The 17,308-nt window shown below is 69.7% G+C and carries 17 protein-coding genes and 1 tRNA gene; 10 read left to right on the top strand and 8 right to left on the bottom strand.

Going from position 1 to position 17,308, the window contains the following annotated elements:
- Positions 1 to 57: 57 nt before the first annotated feature.
- On the top strand, positions 58 to 1,131 hold the full coding sequence (locus tag Y958_RS32800; RefSeq protein WP_186291405.1) for a glycosyltransferase: 1,074 nt from the start codon (positions 58 to 60) through the stop codon (positions 1,129 to 1,131).
- Positions 1,132 to 1,136: 5 nt separating this feature from the next.
- Here the strand turns inward: Y958_RS32800 and rfbC are convergent, their stop codons facing one another.
- The 3 genes from rfbC to Y958_RS14080 are packed head-to-tail and all read right to left on the bottom strand — an operon-like array spanning position 1,137 to position 2,778.
- Positions 1,137 to 1,691, bottom strand: a complete 555-nt coding sequence (rfbC, locus tag Y958_RS14090; protein WP_004274093.1) for a dTDP-4-dehydrorhamnose 3,5-epimerase — start codon at positions 1,689 to 1,691, stop codon at positions 1,137 to 1,139.
- 59 nt (positions 1,692 to 1,750) lie between these two features.
- Complete coding sequence (locus tag Y958_RS14085) at positions 1,751 to 2,560, bottom strand: tRNA1(Val) (adenine(37)-N6)-methyltransferase (RefSeq protein ID WP_338039495.1); 810 nt, start codon at positions 2,558 to 2,560, stop codon at positions 1,751 to 1,753.
- Positions 2,557 to 2,778, bottom strand: coding sequence for a putative signal transducing protein (locus tag Y958_RS14080; protein WP_088872728.1), 222 nt, complete (start codon positions 2,776 to 2,778; stop codon positions 2,557 to 2,559). Before Y958_RS14080 ends, Y958_RS14085 begins: the two co-directional genes overlap by 4 nt.
- Positions 2,779 to 2,972: 194 nt before the next feature.
- Here Y958_RS14080 and Y958_RS14075 point away from each other — a divergent pair, with 194 nt between their 5' ends.
- Positions 2,973 to 3,995 (top strand): polyprenyl synthetase family protein, encoded by a 1,023-nt coding sequence (locus tag Y958_RS14075; protein ID WP_004272436.1) that lies wholly within the window; start codon positions 2,973 to 2,975, stop codon positions 3,993 to 3,995.
- A 131-nt stretch (positions 3,996 to 4,126) separates the two neighbouring features.
- Here the strand turns inward: Y958_RS14075 and Y958_RS14070 are convergent.
- Positions 4,127 to 4,203: transfer RNA gene (locus tag Y958_RS14070), tRNA-Pro, on the bottom strand.
- 280 nt (positions 4,204 to 4,483) lie between these two features.
- On the opposite strand from Y958_RS14070, the gene Y958_RS14065 reads away from it, so the two are divergent.
- Positions 4,484 to 4,777, top strand: coding sequence for a hypothetical protein (locus Y958_RS14065; RefSeq protein WP_088872727.1), 294 nt, complete (start codon positions 4,484 to 4,486; stop codon positions 4,775 to 4,777).
- A gap of 119 nt (positions 4,778 to 4,896) precedes the next feature.
- On the opposite strand, the gene Y958_RS14060 is transcribed toward Y958_RS14065, so the two are convergent.
- On the bottom strand, positions 4,897 to 6,111 hold the full coding sequence (locus Y958_RS14060; protein ID WP_244909515.1) for a pyridoxal phosphate-dependent aminotransferase: 1,215 nt from the start codon (positions 6,109 to 6,111) through the stop codon (positions 4,897 to 4,899).
- 52 nt (positions 6,112 to 6,163) lie between these two features.
- Here Y958_RS14060 and Y958_RS14055 point away from each other — a divergent pair, with 52 nt between their 5' ends.
- Positions 6,164 to 7,804 (top strand): M48 family metalloprotease, encoded by a 1,641-nt coding sequence (locus Y958_RS14055; RefSeq protein ID WP_244909514.1) that lies wholly within the window; start codon positions 6,164 to 6,166, stop codon positions 7,802 to 7,804.
- A gap of 62 nt (positions 7,805 to 7,866) precedes the next feature.
- On the opposite strand, the gene Y958_RS14050 is transcribed toward Y958_RS14055, so the two are convergent.
- On the bottom strand, positions 7,867 to 8,871 hold the full coding sequence (locus tag Y958_RS14050) for a DUF3369 domain-containing protein (protein ID WP_088873989.1): 1,005 nt from the start codon (positions 8,869 to 8,871) through the stop codon (positions 7,867 to 7,869).
- A gap of 269 nt (positions 8,872 to 9,140) precedes the next feature.
- On the opposite strand from Y958_RS14050, the gene Y958_RS14045 reads away from it, so the two are divergent.
- From Y958_RS14045 to aat, 6 genes are all read left to right on the top strand, one after another.
- Positions 9,141 to 9,923: a DsbA family protein gene (locus Y958_RS14045; RefSeq protein WP_040846529.1), complete on the top strand. Its 783-nt coding sequence runs from the start codon at positions 9,141 to 9,143 to the stop codon at positions 9,921 to 9,923.
- A 201-nt stretch (positions 9,924 to 10,124) separates the two neighbouring features.
- Positions 10,125 to 10,583: a type II 3-dehydroquinate dehydratase gene (gene aroQ / locus Y958_RS14040; RefSeq protein WP_088872724.1), complete on the top strand. Its 459-nt coding sequence runs from the start codon at positions 10,125 to 10,127 to the stop codon at positions 10,581 to 10,583.
- A gap of 121 nt (positions 10,584 to 10,704) precedes the next feature.
- Complete coding sequence (gene accB, locus Y958_RS14035; RefSeq protein WP_088872723.1) at positions 10,705 to 11,154, top strand: acetyl-CoA carboxylase biotin carboxyl carrier protein; 450 nt, start codon at positions 10,705 to 10,707, stop codon at positions 11,152 to 11,154.
- A gap of 19 nt (positions 11,155 to 11,173) precedes the next feature.
- A complete protein-coding gene (gene accC, locus Y958_RS14030; RefSeq protein WP_040848005.1) occupies positions 11,174 to 12,523 on the top strand; it encodes an acetyl-CoA carboxylase biotin carboxylase subunit in 1,350 nt (449 codons plus the stop codon).
- A gap of 141 nt (positions 12,524 to 12,664) precedes the next feature.
- Complete coding sequence (locus tag Y958_RS14025) at positions 12,665 to 15,310, top strand: DUF2339 domain-containing protein (protein WP_088872722.1); 2,646 nt, start codon at positions 12,665 to 12,667, stop codon at positions 15,308 to 15,310.
- Positions 15,310 to 15,975: a leucyl/phenylalanyl-tRNA--protein transferase gene (gene aat, locus Y958_RS14020; protein WP_088872721.1), complete on the top strand. Its 666-nt coding sequence runs from the start codon at positions 15,310 to 15,312 to the stop codon at positions 15,973 to 15,975. The genes Y958_RS14025 and aat overlap by 1 nt, the downstream gene beginning before the upstream one ends.
- Here the strand turns inward: aat and Y958_RS32375 are convergent.
- Together Y958_RS32375 and mlaD are read right to left on the bottom strand one after the other, a co-directional pair.
- Positions 15,894 to 16,592 (bottom strand): DUF2155 domain-containing protein, encoded by a 699-nt coding sequence (locus tag Y958_RS32375; RefSeq protein WP_244909513.1) that lies wholly within the window; start codon positions 16,590 to 16,592, stop codon positions 15,894 to 15,896. The genes aat and Y958_RS32375 overlap by 82 nt on opposite strands.
- On the bottom strand, positions 16,589 to 17,176 hold the full coding sequence (mlaD, locus tag Y958_RS14010) for an outer membrane lipid asymmetry maintenance protein MlaD (protein ID WP_088872720.1): 588 nt from the start codon (positions 17,174 to 17,176) through the stop codon (positions 16,589 to 16,591). The genes Y958_RS32375 and mlaD overlap by 4 nt, the downstream gene beginning before the upstream one ends.
- Positions 17,177 to 17,308: the final 132 nt, after the last annotated feature.

Below are 17,308 nucleotides of genomic sequence, written 5' to 3'. Positions count from 1 at the left end.
CGTCCGCCCGCCATGCCGCCACTTCCGCCCCCCGCCCCCCGCCCTTTGGGGCGGGTCTTGGCCTTGCCCCGCTATGACCGGCTGGGGGCCAGCAGCCGGCTGCGCTTCTTCGACCCGCAGCCCCACCTGGCGGCGGCGGGCCTGGACGTGAGCACGGCGCCTTTTTTCGACGACGGCTACCTGCGACGGCTGTACGCCGGCCAACCGGTGAGGGGCTGGACCCTGGCCGACCGCTACCGCCGGCGCATGGCCGCTCTGAAGGCGGCTGGGCGAACGGATCTGCTGTGGATCGAGAAGGAGGCGCTGCCCTGGTTGCCTGCGGGGGTGGAGCGTCGCCTGTTCGGGGGCCGGCCTTATGTGCTGGATTTCGACGACGCCTGGCACCTGCGTTATGCCGGCCATCGCCTGGCGCCGCTGCGGAGGCTGCTGGGCGACAAGCTGGAACGGCTGGTGGCGGGCGCCACCCTGACGGTGGTGGCCAACGATGCCCTGGCCTCATGGGCGGAAGCCGCCGGCGCCCGCCGCCTGCTGCGCCTGCCCACGCCTGTGGACCTGGCCCGCTACCAGGCCGCGCTGGCCCCGAACCGTCCACCTGGAGACCGCCCGCCCGGGGAATTTCGCGTGGGCTGGATCGGCACGCCCTCGTCCGCCCGTTATCTGGCCGCCTTGGCTGAGCCGCTGGCGGCCCTGGCGGCCAGTGGTCCGCTGACCCTGGTGACCATCGCCCGCCACCCCGTCGCCCTGCCCGGCGTGCCGGAGGAATTCATACCCTGGAGCGAGGCGGGCGAGACCGCCGCCCTGGCCGGCATCGACGCCGGCATCATGCCCCTGCCCCATACGCCGTTCGCGCAGGGCAAGTCGGGCTTCAAGCTGCTGCAGTACATGGCCGCCGGCAAGGCCGTGGTGGCCAGCCCGGTGGGGGAGAACCGCCGCATCGTGGCCGATGGCGTCACCGGCCTGTGGGCCGACAGCCCGGAGGGCTGGGTACAGGCGCTGGAAGCGTTACGCGGCGACCTGGATTTGCGCCACCGCCTCGCCGCGGCCGGCCGCGACCTGGTGGCGCGGGAGTATGACCTGGCGGTCCTGGGCCCCCGCCTGGCGGCGGCGCTGGCCCAGGTGGCCAGGGGCTGAAACATTCAGGCCGGGAACGGCGTGCCGATGTCCGCCAGGGTGGGCTGCTTGCCGTCCTTGTCCGACAGCACGGCGCCGGCGAACTCCGGCCACGGGATGCCCAGCGCCGGATCATTCCACAGCAGGCCGCGGTCATGGGCGGGGCTGTAAAGCGCCGTCACCTTGTAGGCGATCTCGGTATCGGGGACGAGGGTGCAGAAGCCGTGGGCGAAGCCCACCGGTACCCACAACTGCCAGCCTTCCTCGGCGTCCAGTTCCACGGCGACGTGGTGGCCATAGGTGGGGGACCCTTGGCGCAGATCCACCGCCACGTCCAGGATGCGACCGCGGATGACGCGGATCAGCTTGCCCTGGGCCGCCGGCGCCAACTGGAAGTGCAGCCCGCGCACCGTGCCCTGAATCCGCGACAGCGACTGGTTGTCCTGGACGAAGGGGCCCGTGATGCCGGCGGCGGTGTGCTTTTCGTCGTTCCAGGTCTCCACGAACCATCCCCGCTCGTCGCCGAAGCGGCGGGGCTTCACCATGACCAGGCCATCGATGTCCAGACGCTTCACGTCCATGCTGGGTTCCCACTTTATCTGCCGGTTATGCCGTGCCGCCCGGGATACGCCGGAGACCATCAGAAGTCCAGGGCCGCGCCGTCCCGCAGCACGGCATCGGCCGCCGGCGTGTAGCGCCCGCCCTCATCATGCAACACCAGGCCCGACAGCAGGCGGGCCGGGGTGCGGGCGCCCAGCCGGGCGCGGACGATGATGCGCTTGGCCTCCGCCCCGGCGCGGGGCCACAAAGGATAGAGCACCACGGCACCGAAGCGGCCGGCCAGGCGGGCCAGGATCTCATCCACACGGTCGGCGCGATGGATCATGGTCAGTGTGCCGCGCGGCGCCAGCAGGCGGGCCGCCGCCGCGACCCAGGCGGCGAGATCGGCCGTGCCCTCGCCATGCGATACGGCCTTGCCCACCCGTGAGGAACGGGTATGGCGGCCGCCGGGATAAAAGGGCGGGTTGGTCATGACATGGTCGAAACGGCCGGCCACCAGGTCGGGATCCGATCCCGGCGGCAAGTGAGCCGGGGCCAGGGCGGCGTCGCCCAGGGTGATGCGCACCCGGGCGGCGACGCCGTTGAGCTCGGCATTGCGCCGGGCGAGGTCAGCCGCCTCGGGCTGCAGTTCCAGTCCGGCGACGCGGACGCCGGGCAGCCGGGCGGCAAGACAGAAGGATGCCGCCCCGGCGCCGCAGCCCAGGTCCAACACCCGCTCGCCCCCCTCGGCCGGCGTGGCGGCGGCCAGCAGCACGGGGTCGATGGCTGCCCTATATCCCTGCGTCGGCTGCAACAGACGCACGCGCCCGTTCAGCAGACGGTCCTCGGTGATGCCGCCGTCCGCGGAATCCTCCTTCCGGGGTTCCGCGGCGGCGGAGGTGAGAATCACGGGGCGGCCTCCAACTGCGCCCGGGCCACGGCCAGCGCGGCGGTGGCGGCCGTGACGGCGCCATCCGCCACCATCAGGCGGCGCGGAATGGCGCTGATGCTGCCTTCCACAGCAGCGGTGTAGTCGTCCAGCAGCACGGCCTCGATGCCGGCGTCGGCCAGCACGGCCCGCGCCCAGGATATCTCCACCGCGTTGTTGCTGGTCAGGATGGGTTGCATGAAGGCCTCATGGGAAGGGCGCCGGTTGGTGACGCATCGGGCGCTGATTGACGCACGCGGCATAGATGGGGGGCGGCGATGTGGTCTGCCAGCTTGACCACGGGGGTTGCGCCGGTATGCTCGCTGTCCTATCCAGGGCCGTCAACAGGTCTGCGTTCCGCCACCGTTGGCCCCTACTGGCAGGAGTTCGTTTCGTGGCCGTCGTCACCCCCCTCGATCCCAAGCGCCGGAAGGCCGGCACCGATGCCCTGGAGGCGCTGGTGGAATTGGTGGCGACCGACCTGGCGGCGGTCAACGACCTCATCATCCGACGCATGCATTCCGACGTGGAGATGATCCCCCAGCTGGCGGGCTACATCGTGGCCAGCGGCGGCAAGCGCCTGCGCCCGGTGCTGACCCTGGCCGCCGCCCGCCTGTGCGGCTATCAGGGAGAACGCCATCAGCCGTTGGCGGCCTGCGTCGAATTCATCCACACCGCCACCCTGCTGCACGACGACGTGGTCGACGAAAGCGACCTGCGCCGCGGCCAGCCCTCGGCCAACGCCGTCTTCGGCAACAAGGCCAGCGTGCTGGTGGGCGACTTTCTGTTCTCCCGCGCCTTCCAGGTGATGACGGAGGACGGGTCGCTGGACGTGCTGCGCATCCTGTCCAGCGCCTCCGCCGTCATTTCCGAGGGCGAGGTGCTGCAGCTGATCACCGCCAACGACACCACCACCAGCGAGGAGGCCTATCTGGAGGTCATCCGCGCCAAGACGGCGGAGCTGTTCGCCGCCGCCTGCCGCATCGGTGCCGTGGTGGCCGGCCGCCCTGCGGCGGAGGAGGAGGCGCTGCGCAGCTACGGCCTGAACCTGGGCATCGCCTTCCAGGTGGTGGATGACGTGCTGGACTATTCCGCCGTGCAGGCCCGCTTAGGAAAATCCATCGGCGACGACTTCCGTGAGGGTAAGATCACCCTGCCCGTCGTCCTGGCCTTCCGCCGGGGCGATGACGAGGAACGCGCCTTCTGGCGCCGGACGCTGGAGGACATCGACCAGCGGGACGGCGACCTGGAGCACGCGCTGGCCCTCATGCAGCGTCACAACACCCTGCGCGACAGCGTGGAACGCGCCCGCCATTACGGCGCCATGGCCCGCGACGCCCTGGGCCTGTTCCCCGCCAGCCCCATCAAGCGCGCCCTGCTGGACGTGATCGACTTCGTCGTCGACCGGGATTTCTGATCCCATTCGAATCCGGATTTCGGAAAGGCGCGCCCTCACCGGCGCGCCTTTTTGCTTGGCTGTGGATGCCATCGCCCCAAAAGCGAAACGGCCGGCTTCGGGAGAAGCCGGCCGCTTATGCGTCCCTGAGATGGTCGGAGAGAGAGGATTCGAACCTCCGGCCCCTGCCTCCCGAAAGCAGTGCTCTACCAGGCTGAGCTACTCTCCGTCTCGGGGTGGGCGGGTATATATCGACATCCGCCGGCCGCCGCAAGCCCTCTCTTTCATCCAATCGCACATCGCCGCCGCATGGGTGTCCCGCAGGGGGTACGGGGGCGACCTGTTGCCCATCGGCCACAGGGCCCCAGGAGTCTGCGCCTGCCCCCGGAAGTTCCGGTTCTCGCCATGGTTCCGCCACGGTTGGCCGCGAGTTTCAATTCCACGCCCATCAGTCGTTCGGCCTAGCAACAGACGCCGCTCAGGGCCGATCGTTTTATGGAGGTGGTATTATGACGACCGTTCGCAGCCTGCTCACCGGCCTGTTCCTGGGCCTGCCCTTCCTGGTCGCCCCCGCCATCCTGGTCGCCGCACCGCGCCCCGACATCGCCGCCGTGGCGCAGGGGACGCCCGCGCCGGCCGCGACGCTGGCGGCCACACCCTCCGGCAAGCTGAAGGTCATCCCCGCCCGCATGGACGGCGCCAAGTCGGGCGGCGTTGCCCTGCCCTGCAAGGCCACGACCGCCACCATCATCAAGGCCCATGCCGGACGCAGCGTCCCGCATCAACTGATCGCCCTGAACTGATCAGCGACTATCGGGATAGGTGCCGGCACCCGAACGACCGGCCCGCCCACCCGAGCATCCCTCATGAAGGTTGAAGTGCCGAAGGGCCGGTCAGCGCCTCTGCTGACCGGCCCTTTGTATTATGCCCGCCAGGCCTTGAGGCGGCGGGCTGCCTCCACCATCTCGGCCTCGGCGCCGGCGAAGCTGATGCGCACGGTGTGATGGCCGCGCAAGGGATCGAAATCCACGCCCGGGGTCAGGGCCACCCCCGTCTCGTTCAGCAGCCGGGTGCAGAAGGCCTGGGAATCATCCGTGCGGTCGGAAATGTCGGCATAGATGAAAAAGGCGCCGTCGGCCGGGGCCAACTTGCCGAATCCGGCGCTGGGCAGCAAGTCCAGCAGGATGTCACGGTTGCGGCGATAGCGCGCGACATGGCCTTCCAGCTCTTCCACGCAATCGAAGGCCACCGCCGCCGCATGCTGCGACAGGGTGGGCGGGGAGATGTAGAGGTTCTGCGCCAGGCATTCCACCGACCGCACCAGTCGCTCCGGCACCACCGCCCAGCCCAGACGCCAACCGGTCATGGAAAAGTATTTGGAGAAGCTGTTGACGGTGATGGCGCCCTCGCCCCCATCGATCGCCAGCGCCGTGGCCGCCGGCACCGTGCCGTATTCGATGCCGTGATAGATTTCATCGGAAATGAGCCAGACGCCATCGCGGCGGCACCAGTCGCCCAGGGCGGCCATGGCGGCGGGGTCCAGCATGGTGCCGGTGGGGTTGGAGGGGCTGGCCACGATCAGCCCCCGGATGGGTCCCCCGCCCCGCGCCAGCAGACCGTCCAGCAAGGCAGGCGTTGGCTGGAAGCGCGTCTCGGGCCCGGTGGGCAACTCGATCGGCACCAAGCCGGCCGTCTTCAGGATGTTGCGGTAGGCGGGATATCCCGGGGCTGCCAGGGCCACGCGATCGCCCGGGTCGAAGGCCGCCAGGAAGGCCAGGAGGAAGGCGCCGGACGATCCCGTGGTCACCACCACCCGGTGCGGGGAGATCACCACCCCATGGCGATCTTGGTACCAACGTGCTATGCCCTCTCTCAAGGCTGGCAGGCCCAGGGCATCGGTGTAGGCTAGGCGATCGGCGGCCAGGGCGTGGGCGGCCGCGGCGATCACCCCCTTCGGGGCCGGGGTGGACGGCTGGCCTATTTCCAGATGCAGGACGTCGCCGCCGGCGGCCTGCCGTGCGTTGGCGGCGCGCAGCACCTCCATCACCATGAAGGGAGAGATGGTGCTGGCGCGTATAGCGACAGCCGGGTGCCTCGCCGCGCGTGGAAATTCATCCTTGGAGTATGTAGGGATCATACCTTACCGCTCGCCTGTTCGGGTATCGACGGCACCGCCGATGGAATTGACAATGTTCTTGCGACCGCGCCGCCTTGCCCGCCTGATCCTGGTCAGCCTGCTATCCTCGGTTTTGGCCGTGGAGCCGGTGCTGGCCCAGGACCGCGGCATCAACCTGGTGCGTGACGCGGAAATCGAGCACACGCTGCGCGTCTTCGCCACCCCCATCTTCCGCGCGGCCGGTATCGTTCCCGACGCGGTCACCCTGGTCCTGGTCAATGATGACGAGCTGAACGCCTTCGTGGCGGGCGGCCAGAACATGTTCGTCAACACCGGCCTGATCATGGCGGCCGACACGCCGGAACAGCTGATCGGCGTCATGGCCCACGAAACCGGCCACATGGCCGGCGGGCACCAGGTGCGCTCACGCGACGCCATCGAGAACGCCGTCATCCTGTCCACCCTGGCCACGCTGCTGAGCGTGGCGGCGGCCATCGGCGGCACGCGGCGGGGCGATGGTGGTGGTGCCGCCATGGGCGGCATCGCCGGCGCGCAGGAACTGGGCGCCCGTTCCTTCTTCGCCTTCAGCCGCGCGCAGGAGGCATCGGCGGACGAGGCCGGCCTGTCCTACATGGAAGCCAACGGCTATTCGTCCAAGGGCATGCTGGAATTCATGGAGAAGCTGCGCCGCCAGGACGCCGGCCTGCCGCAGACCAAGCAGGTGGAGTTCCTGATGACCCACCCGCTAACCAAGAACCGCGTGGAATACATCGAGAACTTCGTCGACCATATCTCGAAGTTCACCAACGCCAAGATGCCGTCGGCCTATTACGACATGCACCAGCGCATGCGGGCCAAGCTGTACGGCTTCATCCATCCCGATCTGGCCCTGCGCAAGTATCCGGAGAGTGATACCAGCGTCCCGGCACGTTACGCCCAGTCCATCGCCTATTACCAGGTGGGCGACATCAACAAGGGCCTGAAGATCGTCGACGGCCTGATCGAGCAGGAACCGAAGAATCCCTACTTCTATGAGCTGAAGGGCCAGATCCTGTTCGAGAACGGCCGCGCCAGGGAAGCGGTCGACCCCTACCGCAACGCCGTCAAGTATGCCCCCGACAGCGCCCAGCTGCGCATGGCCCTGGGCCATGCCCTGCTGGAGGCCGGTGACGACAAGCTGGTGCGCGAGGCCATCGACGTCCTGCGCTCCTCCGCCCGGGACGAGCCGCTGGTGGAGCTGACGTGGCTGTTGCTGGCCAGCGCCTACGCCCGCGCCGACATGGCGCCGCAGCTGGCCTATGCCCGCGCGGAAGAGGCCTTGGCCCGGGGCGACATCCGCGCCGCCCGCTATCACGCCGACCGGGCTGAGCAGATGCTGCCGGCCGGCTCGCCCGACTGGGTGCGGGCCCAGGACATCCGCGTGCTGGTGGAAAGCCGCCTGCCGCACAACATGCGTCCGCAACTGGCGCCCAGCAGCGGCCTGGCCTCGCCCGACACGCCCATCATCTCCACCGGGCGCATGCCGGAAGACGCGCTGTCCACCGGCGGAATCTCCGCCATCGGGGCCGGCTTCCCCAGCGTCGCCGACCTGCCCAACGCCACCACCATCGGCAGCGGCCCCACGGGCCTGGGCACGTTGGGGACGGGCGGCCCGATGGGAGGCACGCCTTTGGGCGGCGCGGGCCGTGGCGGTCCACAACCCGGCGGGCGCTGATCCCTATCGGCTGCTTTCTTATTGAGGCACCGCAGCGGGTTAGCCGCCCTTAGCCCGACCCGTCAGGCCGGGTCACGCGCCTGTTCCAGGGCCCAGGCAGTGACCAGGGCGTCGGCAATGCGCATCATCATCAGCAAGGCCAGCCGGCGCGCGATCTCATCCAGGGGGCGCACCAGATGCAGGTGCAGCATGGCGACCGCCCCGGCATGGGCACCACCGCCGCTGGAGGCCTGGGGCGTCAGCGGCCAGGCCAGTGTCATGGCATCGTCGGTGAACTCGTGCCGCAGATCGCCGGGGCTGCGCAGGGCGGTGGCCAAGGCGCCGGTGTCGGCCACGGTGGCCAAGGGATGGCCGGCCGCGTCCTGATAGCGCCCGCGTCCCGCCAGGATGCGCGCCGACAGGCGGTCGGCACCATAGATGACGCAGAACAAGCCGTCGGCCGGCTGCTCCAGCACCTCGGCCATCTGGTCCAGCGCGGCGCCCGCCGCCGAGGACGGGCCGGCCTGGGCCATCTGGCACAGGCCCAGGCCCGCCACACGCTCCATGCCCTGGCAGGAGCGTTCCAGCGTACGGATGTGGTGATAGGCGCGCAGCGCCGTGATGGTGGCGGTGACCAGCTTGCGCGCGGTCAGTTCCGTCTTGGCCTTGTAGTCGTTCACGTCATAGCCGGCGATCACCGCATCCTCCGGCGCCTGGCCCGGCTGGCCCGTGCGCAGGATGATGCGTACCGCCCGGTTGCCCAGCTCGTCACGGATGCGGGGCACCAGCTTCAGCCCGGCGTCGTCGCTTTCCATCACCACGTCCAGCAGGATCATGGCGATGTCGTGCTCCCCCTTCATGACCTCCAGCGCCTCGGCGGCGGAATAGGCGGAGATGAAGGCCAGGCCGCGGCCCTGGAATGCGAACTTGCGCATGACCAGGCGGGTCATGGCATGGACTTCGGGATCATCGTCGACGATCAGCACCTGCCAGGGCGGCATGCCTGGAACCAGTTCCGAGACCTCGTCGGCCTCGTCCTCTTCCTCGTCCTGGAACAGAAAATCGTCGTCATCATCCGCCATGGTCATGGCCAACCCCACCGTCGTGCCCGGGCGTGGAAACGCATCCCCGCCGGCGTGATCCCTCGTGACCCGGGCCCGTCCATGACCGCACAGCGCCGCGGCCCTGGCAAGCGCGACGATAGGTAGCCTACAAACGCAGGCAGTCGCGGTTCGCGCACGACGCCGCACCCAGGTCCCGCCAAGGCTTGCGGCATTGCGCCCCGCCGCCGGCTGGTCCATGCTGCCGGCCTTCGCCGTTCCCCGAAGGTTCGGGCCGCAAACCGGAGTTCGTCTCGATGTCGCGTACCATCGCCGCCACCCTCTACGCCACCGTGGCGCTCGCCGGCCTGGCGGTCGTCAGCCCCGTCTTCGCCGCCGACAAAGCAATGAGCGACAAGCCGGTGGCCGACAAGGGCCCCTACGACAAGGCGCAGGTGGAACAGATCGTCCACGACTATCTTCTGGCCCATCCCGAGGTGATCGCCGAGGCGGTGCAGGCCCTGCAGGACAAGAGCGAGGCGGAGGAGGCCAAGGCCGCCGCCGACGCGCTGGTGAAGCACAAGGATGAGCTGTTCGCCTCCAAGACCTCCCCCGCGGGCGGCAACCTGAAGGGCGACGTGACGATGGTGGAGTTCTTCGACTACCAGTGCGGCTACTGCAAGCACACCCAGCCGGAGATGGACGCCGCCATCAAGAAGGATGGCAAGGTCCGCATCGTCTACAAGGAATTCCCCATCCTGGGCCCGGCGTCGGTCATCGCCGCCAAGGCCGCCCTGGCCGCCAACATGCAGGGCAAATACGACACCGTGCACGCGGCGCTGATGGCCGCCACCGGCAAGCTGGACAAGGACCGCATCCTGTCCATCGCCAAAGACGCCGGCGCCGACACCGACCGGCTGGCCAAGGACATGGAGTCCCCGGCGGTGCAGAAGGAGATCGACGCCAACCTGGCGCTGGCCGACGCGCTGAACATCCACGGCACGCCGGGCTTCGTCATCGGCAACACCCTGGTGCCGGGCGCCATCGGCGCCGACGCCTTCAAGGATCTGTTCGCCAAGGCCCGCAGCGCCAAGAGCTGATCCCGGTGTGGCCACGCCAGCAGGCGTCAGGCGGGTTTCCGATGCCGGAACGCATGGGCGCCCCCTGGCGGCCATGCGTGTGGATTCTTGCCCCCGCTGCTGCCCGTGTTATAAAGCGGCCTTCGACGAACGCCGCGCGGGGCACGCATACCCTCCGCACGTTCGGTTTTTGAGACGTACGTACGCAAAGGCGATATATCCTTGGCCATCGCGCCCTCCGTCCTGATCCTGAACGGTCCGAACCTCAACATGCTGGGGATTCGCGAGCCGCACATCTATGGCGCGGAGACGCTGGAGGATATCGAGAACGCTTGCCAGGAGATGGCCGCGCGCCTGGGCCTGGAGGTTGATTTCCGCCAATCCAACCATGAGGGCGAACTGGTCAGCTGGATTCAGGAGTCCCGTGGCGAACACGACGCCATCATTCTGAACGCCGGCGCGTACACACATACATCCATCGCCATCCACGACGCGCTAAGCGCCGTGGGCCTGCCGGTGGTCGAGGTGCATTTGAGCAACATCTTCCGGCGCGAGCCGTTCCGGCACCATTCCTACGTGTCGCCGGTCGCGAAGGGCGTCATCTGCGGCTTCGGCTCGCAGGGTTACCTGCTGGCGCTGCAGGCGGCGGCCCGCCTGATCGACAGCCCACCCCCCGCGTGACCCGTGACAGGGTAACCGTAACGCCGTCACCGGCGCAGCACCTACGGGCAACCGGCCTACCCCAACAAATCGATCGACCCATCGGCGGCTTAACCGCAGCCCAGTACCCAGGATCATGACAATGGCGACCTTCGAACTCGACAGCGAATTCGTCCGCAAGTTGGCCGAGCTTCTCGGCGAGACCGGTCTCACCGAGATCGAATACGCGGAAGGCGAAAAGCGCATCCGCTTGTCCCGCGCCGCGCCGGCCGCCATGGCCCCGGTCGCCGTGGCCGCCGCCCCGGTGGCCGCCGCCCCCGCCACCGCTCCGGTGGCCGCCGTGCCGCCGGCCCAGCACCCGGGTGCTGTGAAGTCCCCCATGGTCGGCACCGCCTACCTGGCGCCCGAGCCGGGCGCCGGCACCTTCGTGAAGGTCGGTGACGCGGTGAAGGTGGGCCAGACCCTGCTGATCATTGAGGCCATGAAGGTCATGAACCCGATCAAGGCGACCAAGGCCGGCACCGTGACCCAGATCCAGGTTGGCGACGCCCAGCCGGTCGAATACGGCGAAGTCCTGCTGATCATCGAGTGAGGGTTTGACCATGGGCGGCCTGTTCGAAAAGGTCCTGATCGCCAATCGCGGCGAGATCGCGCTTCGCATCCACCGCGCCTGCCGCGAGATGGGCATCAAAACCGTGGCGGTGCATTCCACCGCCGACGCCGACGCCATGCACGTCCGCCTGGCGGACGAGAGCGTGTGCATCGGCCCGCCCTCGGCCAAGGAAAGCTACCTGAACATTCCGGCCATCCTGTCGGCGGCGGCCATCACCGGGGCGGACGCCATCCACCCGGGTATCGGCTTCATGTCCGAGAACGCGCAGTTCGCGCAGATGGTGGAGGAACACGGCTTCGCCTGGATCGGCCCGTCGCCGGAACACATCCGCATCATGGGCGACAAGGTCACGGCCAAGCGCACGGTGCTGGAGCTGGGCCTGCCGGTCGTCCCCGGTTCGGACGGCCCAGTGGAGACGGTGGAGGCCGCCCTGGTCAACGCCGCCCGCATCGGCTACCCCGTCCTGATCAAGGCGGCGGCCGGCGGCGGCGGCAAGGGCATGAAGGTGGCCTGGGCCGAGTCCGAGCTGCGGGAGGCTTATCAGTTGGCCCGGGGCGAGGCGCGCGCCGCCTTCGGCAACGACCAAGTCTACATGGAAAAGTACCTGGCCAAGCCGCGCCACATCGAAATCCAGCTGTTGGGCGACCACCACGGCACCGTGGTGCATTTCGGCGAGCGTGACTGCTCCATCCAGCGCCGCCACCAGAAGGTGGTGGAAGAGGCGCCGTCGCCGGCGCTGAACGCGGAAGAGCGTGCCTTCATCGGCAACTTGGCGGCCAAGACGGCGGCGGCCTTCGGTTACCGCGGCGTCGGCACGATGGAGTTCCTGTACGAGAACGGGCAGTTCTACTTCATCGAGATGAACACCCGCCTGCAGATCGAACACACCATCAGCGAGATGGTCACCGGCGTCGACCTGGTGCGCGAGCAGATCCGTGTGGCCACTGGCGCGCCGCTGGGCTATGGCCAGGACGACATCAAGTTCAACGGCCATTCCATCGAATGCCGCGTGAACGCCGAGAACCCGGTGACCTTCGCCCCCAGCCCGGGCAGGATCGACGGCTACCACGCCCCGGGCGGCCTGGGCGTGCGCGTCGACAGCGCCCTGTACGACGGCTATCGCGTGCCGCCGCACTACGACAGCATGATCGCCAAGCTGATCGTCCACGGAAACAGCCGTAACGAGTGCCTGATGCGCCTGCGCCGCGCCATCGAGGAATTCGTCATCGGCGGCATCGACACTACCCTGCCCCTGCACCAGCGCATCATCGCTCAGCCGGACTTCATCAACGGCGACTATGACATCCGCTGGCTGGAGGAATGGATGAAGAACCAGCCCGCCGGCTGATTTCCATCCTTCGGCATCGCTTGAGCGCGGGCCCGGGAGCGACCGTGACGGTCGGTCCCGGGCCCGTCGCTTTTTCCGGGCCTGCACGGACCGGGGAAATGCACTACCCTTCCTGTCACTGAGCGCGACACCGGGACCGGCATGGCCTTTCTTGTCTTCATCGCCCTGATGGTGGCCCTGTGGGCCCTGATCCGCAGTGAAAAGTCGGAACGCCGTCTGGCAGAGCTGAACGCCCGGCTGGAGGCGTTGGCCCACCGTTTGAGCCACCTGGAGGGGGGTGCCCCACCCGCCCGGCCCGCGGTGGCGCCGCCGCCCGCCCTCCCAGCCTCCGGCCCGCCGCCCGGCCCAGTCGCCCCACCGTCGCCGGCGCCCATTCCCAAAGCCGCTTCCCAGCCTGCTTACCGGCCCGCCGCCCCGTCGCTGGAACAGGCGCTGGGCACGCGCTGGCTGGTGTGGCTGGGTGCGCTGGCCGTGGCGCTGGCCGGCGTGTTCCTGGCCAAATATGCCGTGGACCAGGGCCTGCTGGGCCCCGCCGTGCGTCTGACCCTGGGCGGCCTGTTCGGCGCGGCCCTCGTTACCGCCGGTGACGTGATGCGCGGCCGCGCCGGGGACACGACCACGACCAAGGCGCCCCTGCCCGCCGCCTCCATCCCCGCGGCCCTGACGGCGGCGGGCCTTGCCATCGCCTTCGCCTGCGTCTATGCCGCGCACGCCCTGCACGGGCTGATCGGCCCCGGCGCCACCTTCGCCGGCCTGGGCGCCCTGTCGGCCGTGGCTTTTCTGCTGGCTCTGCGCCACGGCGGGGGGGACGGGCTGTCCCCCGGCGCCTTCATCGCCCTGCTGGGCCTGGGCGGCGGCCTGGCCGTGCCCGCCCTGGTGCCCAGCGACCACCCCTCCGCCTGGGCCCTGTTCGGCTATCTGGCCCTGCTGAATACCGCCACCCTGGCCGTAAGCTGGCGCCTGCCGGCCGCCTGGCTGGGCCTGCCCGTGCTGGCCGGGGCGGCGTTATGGGTGGTCACCGCCGCCGCGCATACCGTGGAAGCCACGCCCATCGTCCTGTTCCTGGTGGCCTTGTCCGCCGCCGGGCTGGGCTTCGGCCTGCTGGACCTGCGGCGGGAGCGGCCGATTGTCACCGACGCCTGGATCGTCGCCGCCCTAGGCGGCCTGCCCATGGTGCTGGATTGGTTGTTGCTGGTGGCCACGGACTATGACGCCGCTGGCGTGGCCGGGCTGGCGGCCCTGGCCCTGCTGGCCGTCGCCGCTGCGCGCGCGCCGTCCCACAGGCCGGAGGTGACGGAGGCGCTGGCGCCCATCGCCGCCCTGCTGGCCACGCTGGCATTGGCCCAGGGCTATACCGTGCGCACCGCCGGCCTGTCCTATCCCGTTCAGCTGGGCGTGGCCGCCGCCTTCGGCCTGGGCTTCGCGGCGGCAGGGCTGCGGGCCCTGACCGGCACGCACCGCCTGCCCCGGGCCTGGGCTTGGGGTGCCGCCCTGCCCCTGGTGGGGCTGGCCTGGGCCGGCTGGACCTTCGACCATACCGGCGCCCTGCCCGACCTCGCCTGGGCGGGCGGGGCCGTGGCGCTGGCCGGCGGCATGGCCTGGGCCGCCGCTTGGGCGGGGCGGCCAGACCGCCCACAGCCTGTGCCGGGCGCCTTCGTCCTGGCGGCCTTGGCCCTGGCCGGGCTGGCGCTGGCCGCCCTGCTGCGCACCTCCTGGCTGACGGCGGCGTTGTCGCTGCTGGTACCGGCGGCGGCACTGATCGAAAACCGCACGACTGCCTCCCCACTGGCCAATGCCTTGCGGCGCGGGGCGGTGGCCGTGGCGGTCGTGGTGGTGGCGCGCCTGACCCTGAACCCCTGGCTGCTGGACTATCCGCTGAACGGCACCTCCCCCCTCAACTGGCTGCTGTGGGGCTATGGCGTGCCGGCGGTGGCCTGTACGGCCGGCACCTGGCTGTTGCGACAGCGGCGGGACGACCGGCCGGCACAGGGGCTGGCGGCGGCGGCCCTGGTGCTGGGCCTGCTGTTCGCCTGTCTGGAAATCCAGGTCATGCAGACCGGTAGCCTGGCCAGCGATCCCTTCGCCCTGTTGCCCACCAGCCTCCGCAGCGTGCTGTTCCTGGCGGTGGCCCTGGTGCTGACCGGGCGCGTCGGCAACACCGCCGGGCCCGTCACCCACCCCGTCGCCCATTGGGGCGCCCGCATCCTGGTACGGGTGGCGGCGGCCCAGGTGGTGCTGGTGCAGCTGGGCGTGCTGAACCCCCTGTGGGCGGTGGAGCCGGTGGGGCCCTGGCCGGTGTTCAACCTGCTGCTGCTGGTCTACGCCCTGCCCGCTCTGATGTTCGGTCTGGCGGCTTGGCGGCGGGAGGCGGGACTGGTGCGCCGCGCTCTGGTCATCCTGGTGCTGGTCCTGGCGTTCACCTGGGTGTCGCTGGAGGTGCGCCAGGCCTTCCACGGCAGCACCTTGACCCTGTGGGCCCATGGCGGCGAGCGCACGGACGCGGAGTGGTACAGCTATTCCGCCGCCTGGCTGGCCTTCGCCCTGGTCCTGCTGGCGCTGGGGGTGCGCACGCGCCGGGCGGATCTGCGCTACGCCTCGCTGGCCGTGCTGCTGGTGACGGTGCTGAAGGTCTTCCTGTCCGACATGGCGGACCTGACCGGCCTCTTGCGCATCCTGTCCTTCCTGGGGTTGGGCCTGTGCCTCATGGGCATCGGCTACGTCTACCAGCGGGTGGTGTTCGCGCCAGCACGGGTGCCGGCCAATCCAATGCCAGGTGAGACCCCGTGATGCGCCTGACACCGGAACTGCTGCTGCGCGCCTACGCCATGGGTGTCTTTCCCATGGCGGAGTCCGCCGATGACGACGAAATCTTCTGGTTCGACCCGCCGGAGCGGGGGATCCTGCCCCTGGACGGCTTCCACGCGCCGCGCCGCCTACTGCGCACCGTGCGCCAGGGGCGCTTCCAGGTCAGCGTCGACACCGACTTCGAAGGGGTGATGCGGGCCTGCGGCGAATCCACCACCGACCGGCCGGATACCTGGATCAACGCCCAGATCCTGGAGGCCTACGTCGCCCTGCACCGCCAAGGCCATGCCCATTCCGTGGAATGCCGGCGGGAAGGCCAACTGGTGGGCGGCCTCTACGGCGTGTCGATCGGCGGGGCTTTCTTCGGGGAGAGCATGTTCTCGCGCGAGACGGACGCCAGCAAGGTGGCCCTGGTCCACCTGGTGGCCCGCCTGCGCGCCGGCGGCTACAGCCTGCTGGACACGCAGTTCGTCACCACCCACCTGTCGCAGTTCGGCGCGGTGGAAATCCCCCGCGCGGAGTATCAGGCCCGGCTGGCCCGGGCCCTGCCCCGGCCGGCGCGGTTTCACTGCGGCTTGCCAGACGGAAGTTTGGACGAGGGCGCCTTGGTCGCCGGGTTCTTGCAGTCCACCACCCAGACGTCATAGACGGGGTCTTCCATCGCCGACAGGGCCGGGCTGGAGGCGAACATCCAGCCGGTGAAGACCTTGGCCGCCGGATCGTCCGGCTTGGCTTCCACGATATCCAGGAAGGCGGCCGATTCCGGTTCCTCGATGGGCGTGGTCTTGCGGCAGGCCCGGGCGGCCACCGTCAGCTGCCCGAAGCGGCCGGTCTGGCCCACCGCGATCTCCACAGTGGAGACGCGGCCCGTCACCTTGTCCAGGCCGCCCAGCACGGCGATCTTCATATCCTCGAAGGTGCGCGCCACGGCCGGCTGCGGCGGCAGGGGGGGCAGCGGCGTCACAGGCGAGGCCGCGCCCTCGGCCGGGGCTGCGGCGGCGCCCTCCGCCGGGGCCTGCTGCGGCGGCTGGCCGGCGGCACCGGGCCCGGTCACGGGCTGGCTGGGGGGCGGCTGCTCCTCCGGGGCCTGGTCGCCGGACTTTTTCTGATCCGGAGTCGCGGCGGGCGGGGCCGGCGGCGTGCCGGGAATGGTGGGGGCGTTACCAGTAGGCGCGTTCTGGGGCACGTTCTGGGCCCAGGCGCCGGCCGCGGCGGCCAGCACCAGGCACGAGGCCGCCGCCATCAGCAGGCGGCGCTGGCTCATTTGCCGCCGCCGTTCAGCAGCCCCTTGGACGGGTCGGCCTTGGGTTGCTGGGTCTGGGCGGGCTGCTGCCCCTGCGGGGCCGGCTGTGCGGGCTGGCCCTGGTTCTGCTGACCCTGGCCGTCGCCGCCCTTGTTGGCGTTGCTGCCGCCAGCGCTGAAGATGAAGCGGCCAAGCAGATCCTCCAGGTTCACCGCCGACTGGGTGTACTGGATGCGGCCGCCGGGCTTCAGCATCTCTTCCTCGCCACCGGGCTGCAGGTTCAGGAACTTGCCGCCCAGCAGGCTTTCCGACGCGATGCCGGCGCTGGTGTCCTCGGGCAGCTTCACCTGGCTGTCGATCTGCATCTCGATGACGGCCTGGTAGGTCTTGGGATCCAGGTAGGCCTTGGTGACCGATCCCACCTTCACGCCGCTGATGCGCACGTCGCTGCCGGCCGTCAAGCCGCCGGTGCTGGCGAAGCGGGCCTGCAGGGCATAGCCCGACACGGCCCGCACGTTCGCCGTGGTGTAGGCGAAATAGAGGAAGAACGCCGCCACCACCAGGACGACGGCCCCCAGCACGGTCTCGATCACATTGCTGCGCATTCGCTTCCTCTGGAAAACCCTAGAAATAGGACAGGTCCGGAAAGACGCAAGGCCCCGGGAGGGGCCTTGGCCGACGCCTGTCGGGGGGACACCGGTGCCACTGCCCGGTCCCCAGCCCTGTCATCCAACCTG

Source organism: Nitrospirillum viridazoti CBAmc, from assembly GCF_000730165.1.
GTDB lineage: Bacteria > Pseudomonadota > Alphaproteobacteria > Azospirillales > Azospirillaceae > Nitrospirillum > Nitrospirillum viridazoti.
The sequence above is the reverse complement of the archived record's forward strand: the minus strand, read 5'-3'. Positions and strand labels throughout refer to the sequence as shown.

What these genes read in the sequence shown, in the direction of transcription:
- Y958_RS14025 (WP_088872722.1), top strand. Translation starts at nt 12,665, where the DNA reads ATGGCCTTTCTTGTCTTCATCGCCCTGATGGTGGCCCTGTGGGCCCTG.
- Y958_RS14050 (WP_088873989.1), bottom strand. Translation starts at nt 8,871, where the DNA reads ATGACCATGGCGGATGATGACGACGATTTTCTGTTCCAGGACGAGGAA.
- Y958_RS14045 (WP_040846529.1), top strand. Translation starts at nt 9,141, where the DNA reads ATGTCGCGTACCATCGCCGCCACCCTCTACGCCACCGTGGCGCTCGCC.
- Y958_RS14080 (WP_088872728.1), bottom strand. Translation starts at nt 2,778, where the DNA reads ATGCAACCCATCCTGACCAGCAACAACGCGGTGGAGATATCCTGGGCG.
- Y958_RS14065 (WP_088872727.1), top strand. Translation starts at nt 4,484, where the DNA reads ATGACGACCGTTCGCAGCCTGCTCACCGGCCTGTTCCTGGGCCTGCCC.
- mlaD (WP_088872720.1), bottom strand. Translation starts at nt 17,176, where the DNA reads ATGCGCAGCAATGTGATCGAGACCGTGCTGGGGGCCGTCGTCCTGGTG.
- Y958_RS14055 (WP_244909514.1), top strand. Translation starts at nt 6,164, where the DNA reads ATGTTCTTGCGACCGCGCCGCCTTGCCCGCCTGATCCTGGTCAGCCTG.
- accB (WP_088872723.1), top strand. Translation starts at nt 10,705, where the DNA reads ATGGCGACCTTCGAACTCGACAGCGAATTCGTCCGCAAGTTGGCCGAG.
- aat (WP_088872721.1), top strand. Translation starts at nt 15,310, where the DNA reads ATGCGCCTGACACCGGAACTGCTGCTGCGCGCCTACGCCATGGGTGTC.
- Y958_RS14060 (WP_244909515.1), bottom strand. Translation starts at nt 6,111, where the DNA reads ATGATCCCTACATACTCCAAGGATGAATTTCCACGCGCGGCGAGGCAC.
- rfbC (WP_004274093.1), bottom strand. Translation starts at nt 1,691, where the DNA reads ATGGACGTGAAGCGTCTGGACATCGATGGCCTGGTCATGGTGAAGCCC.
- Y958_RS32375 (WP_244909513.1), bottom strand. Translation starts at nt 16,592, where the DNA reads ATGAGCCAGCGCCGCCTGCTGATGGCGGCGGCCTCGTGCCTGGTGCTG.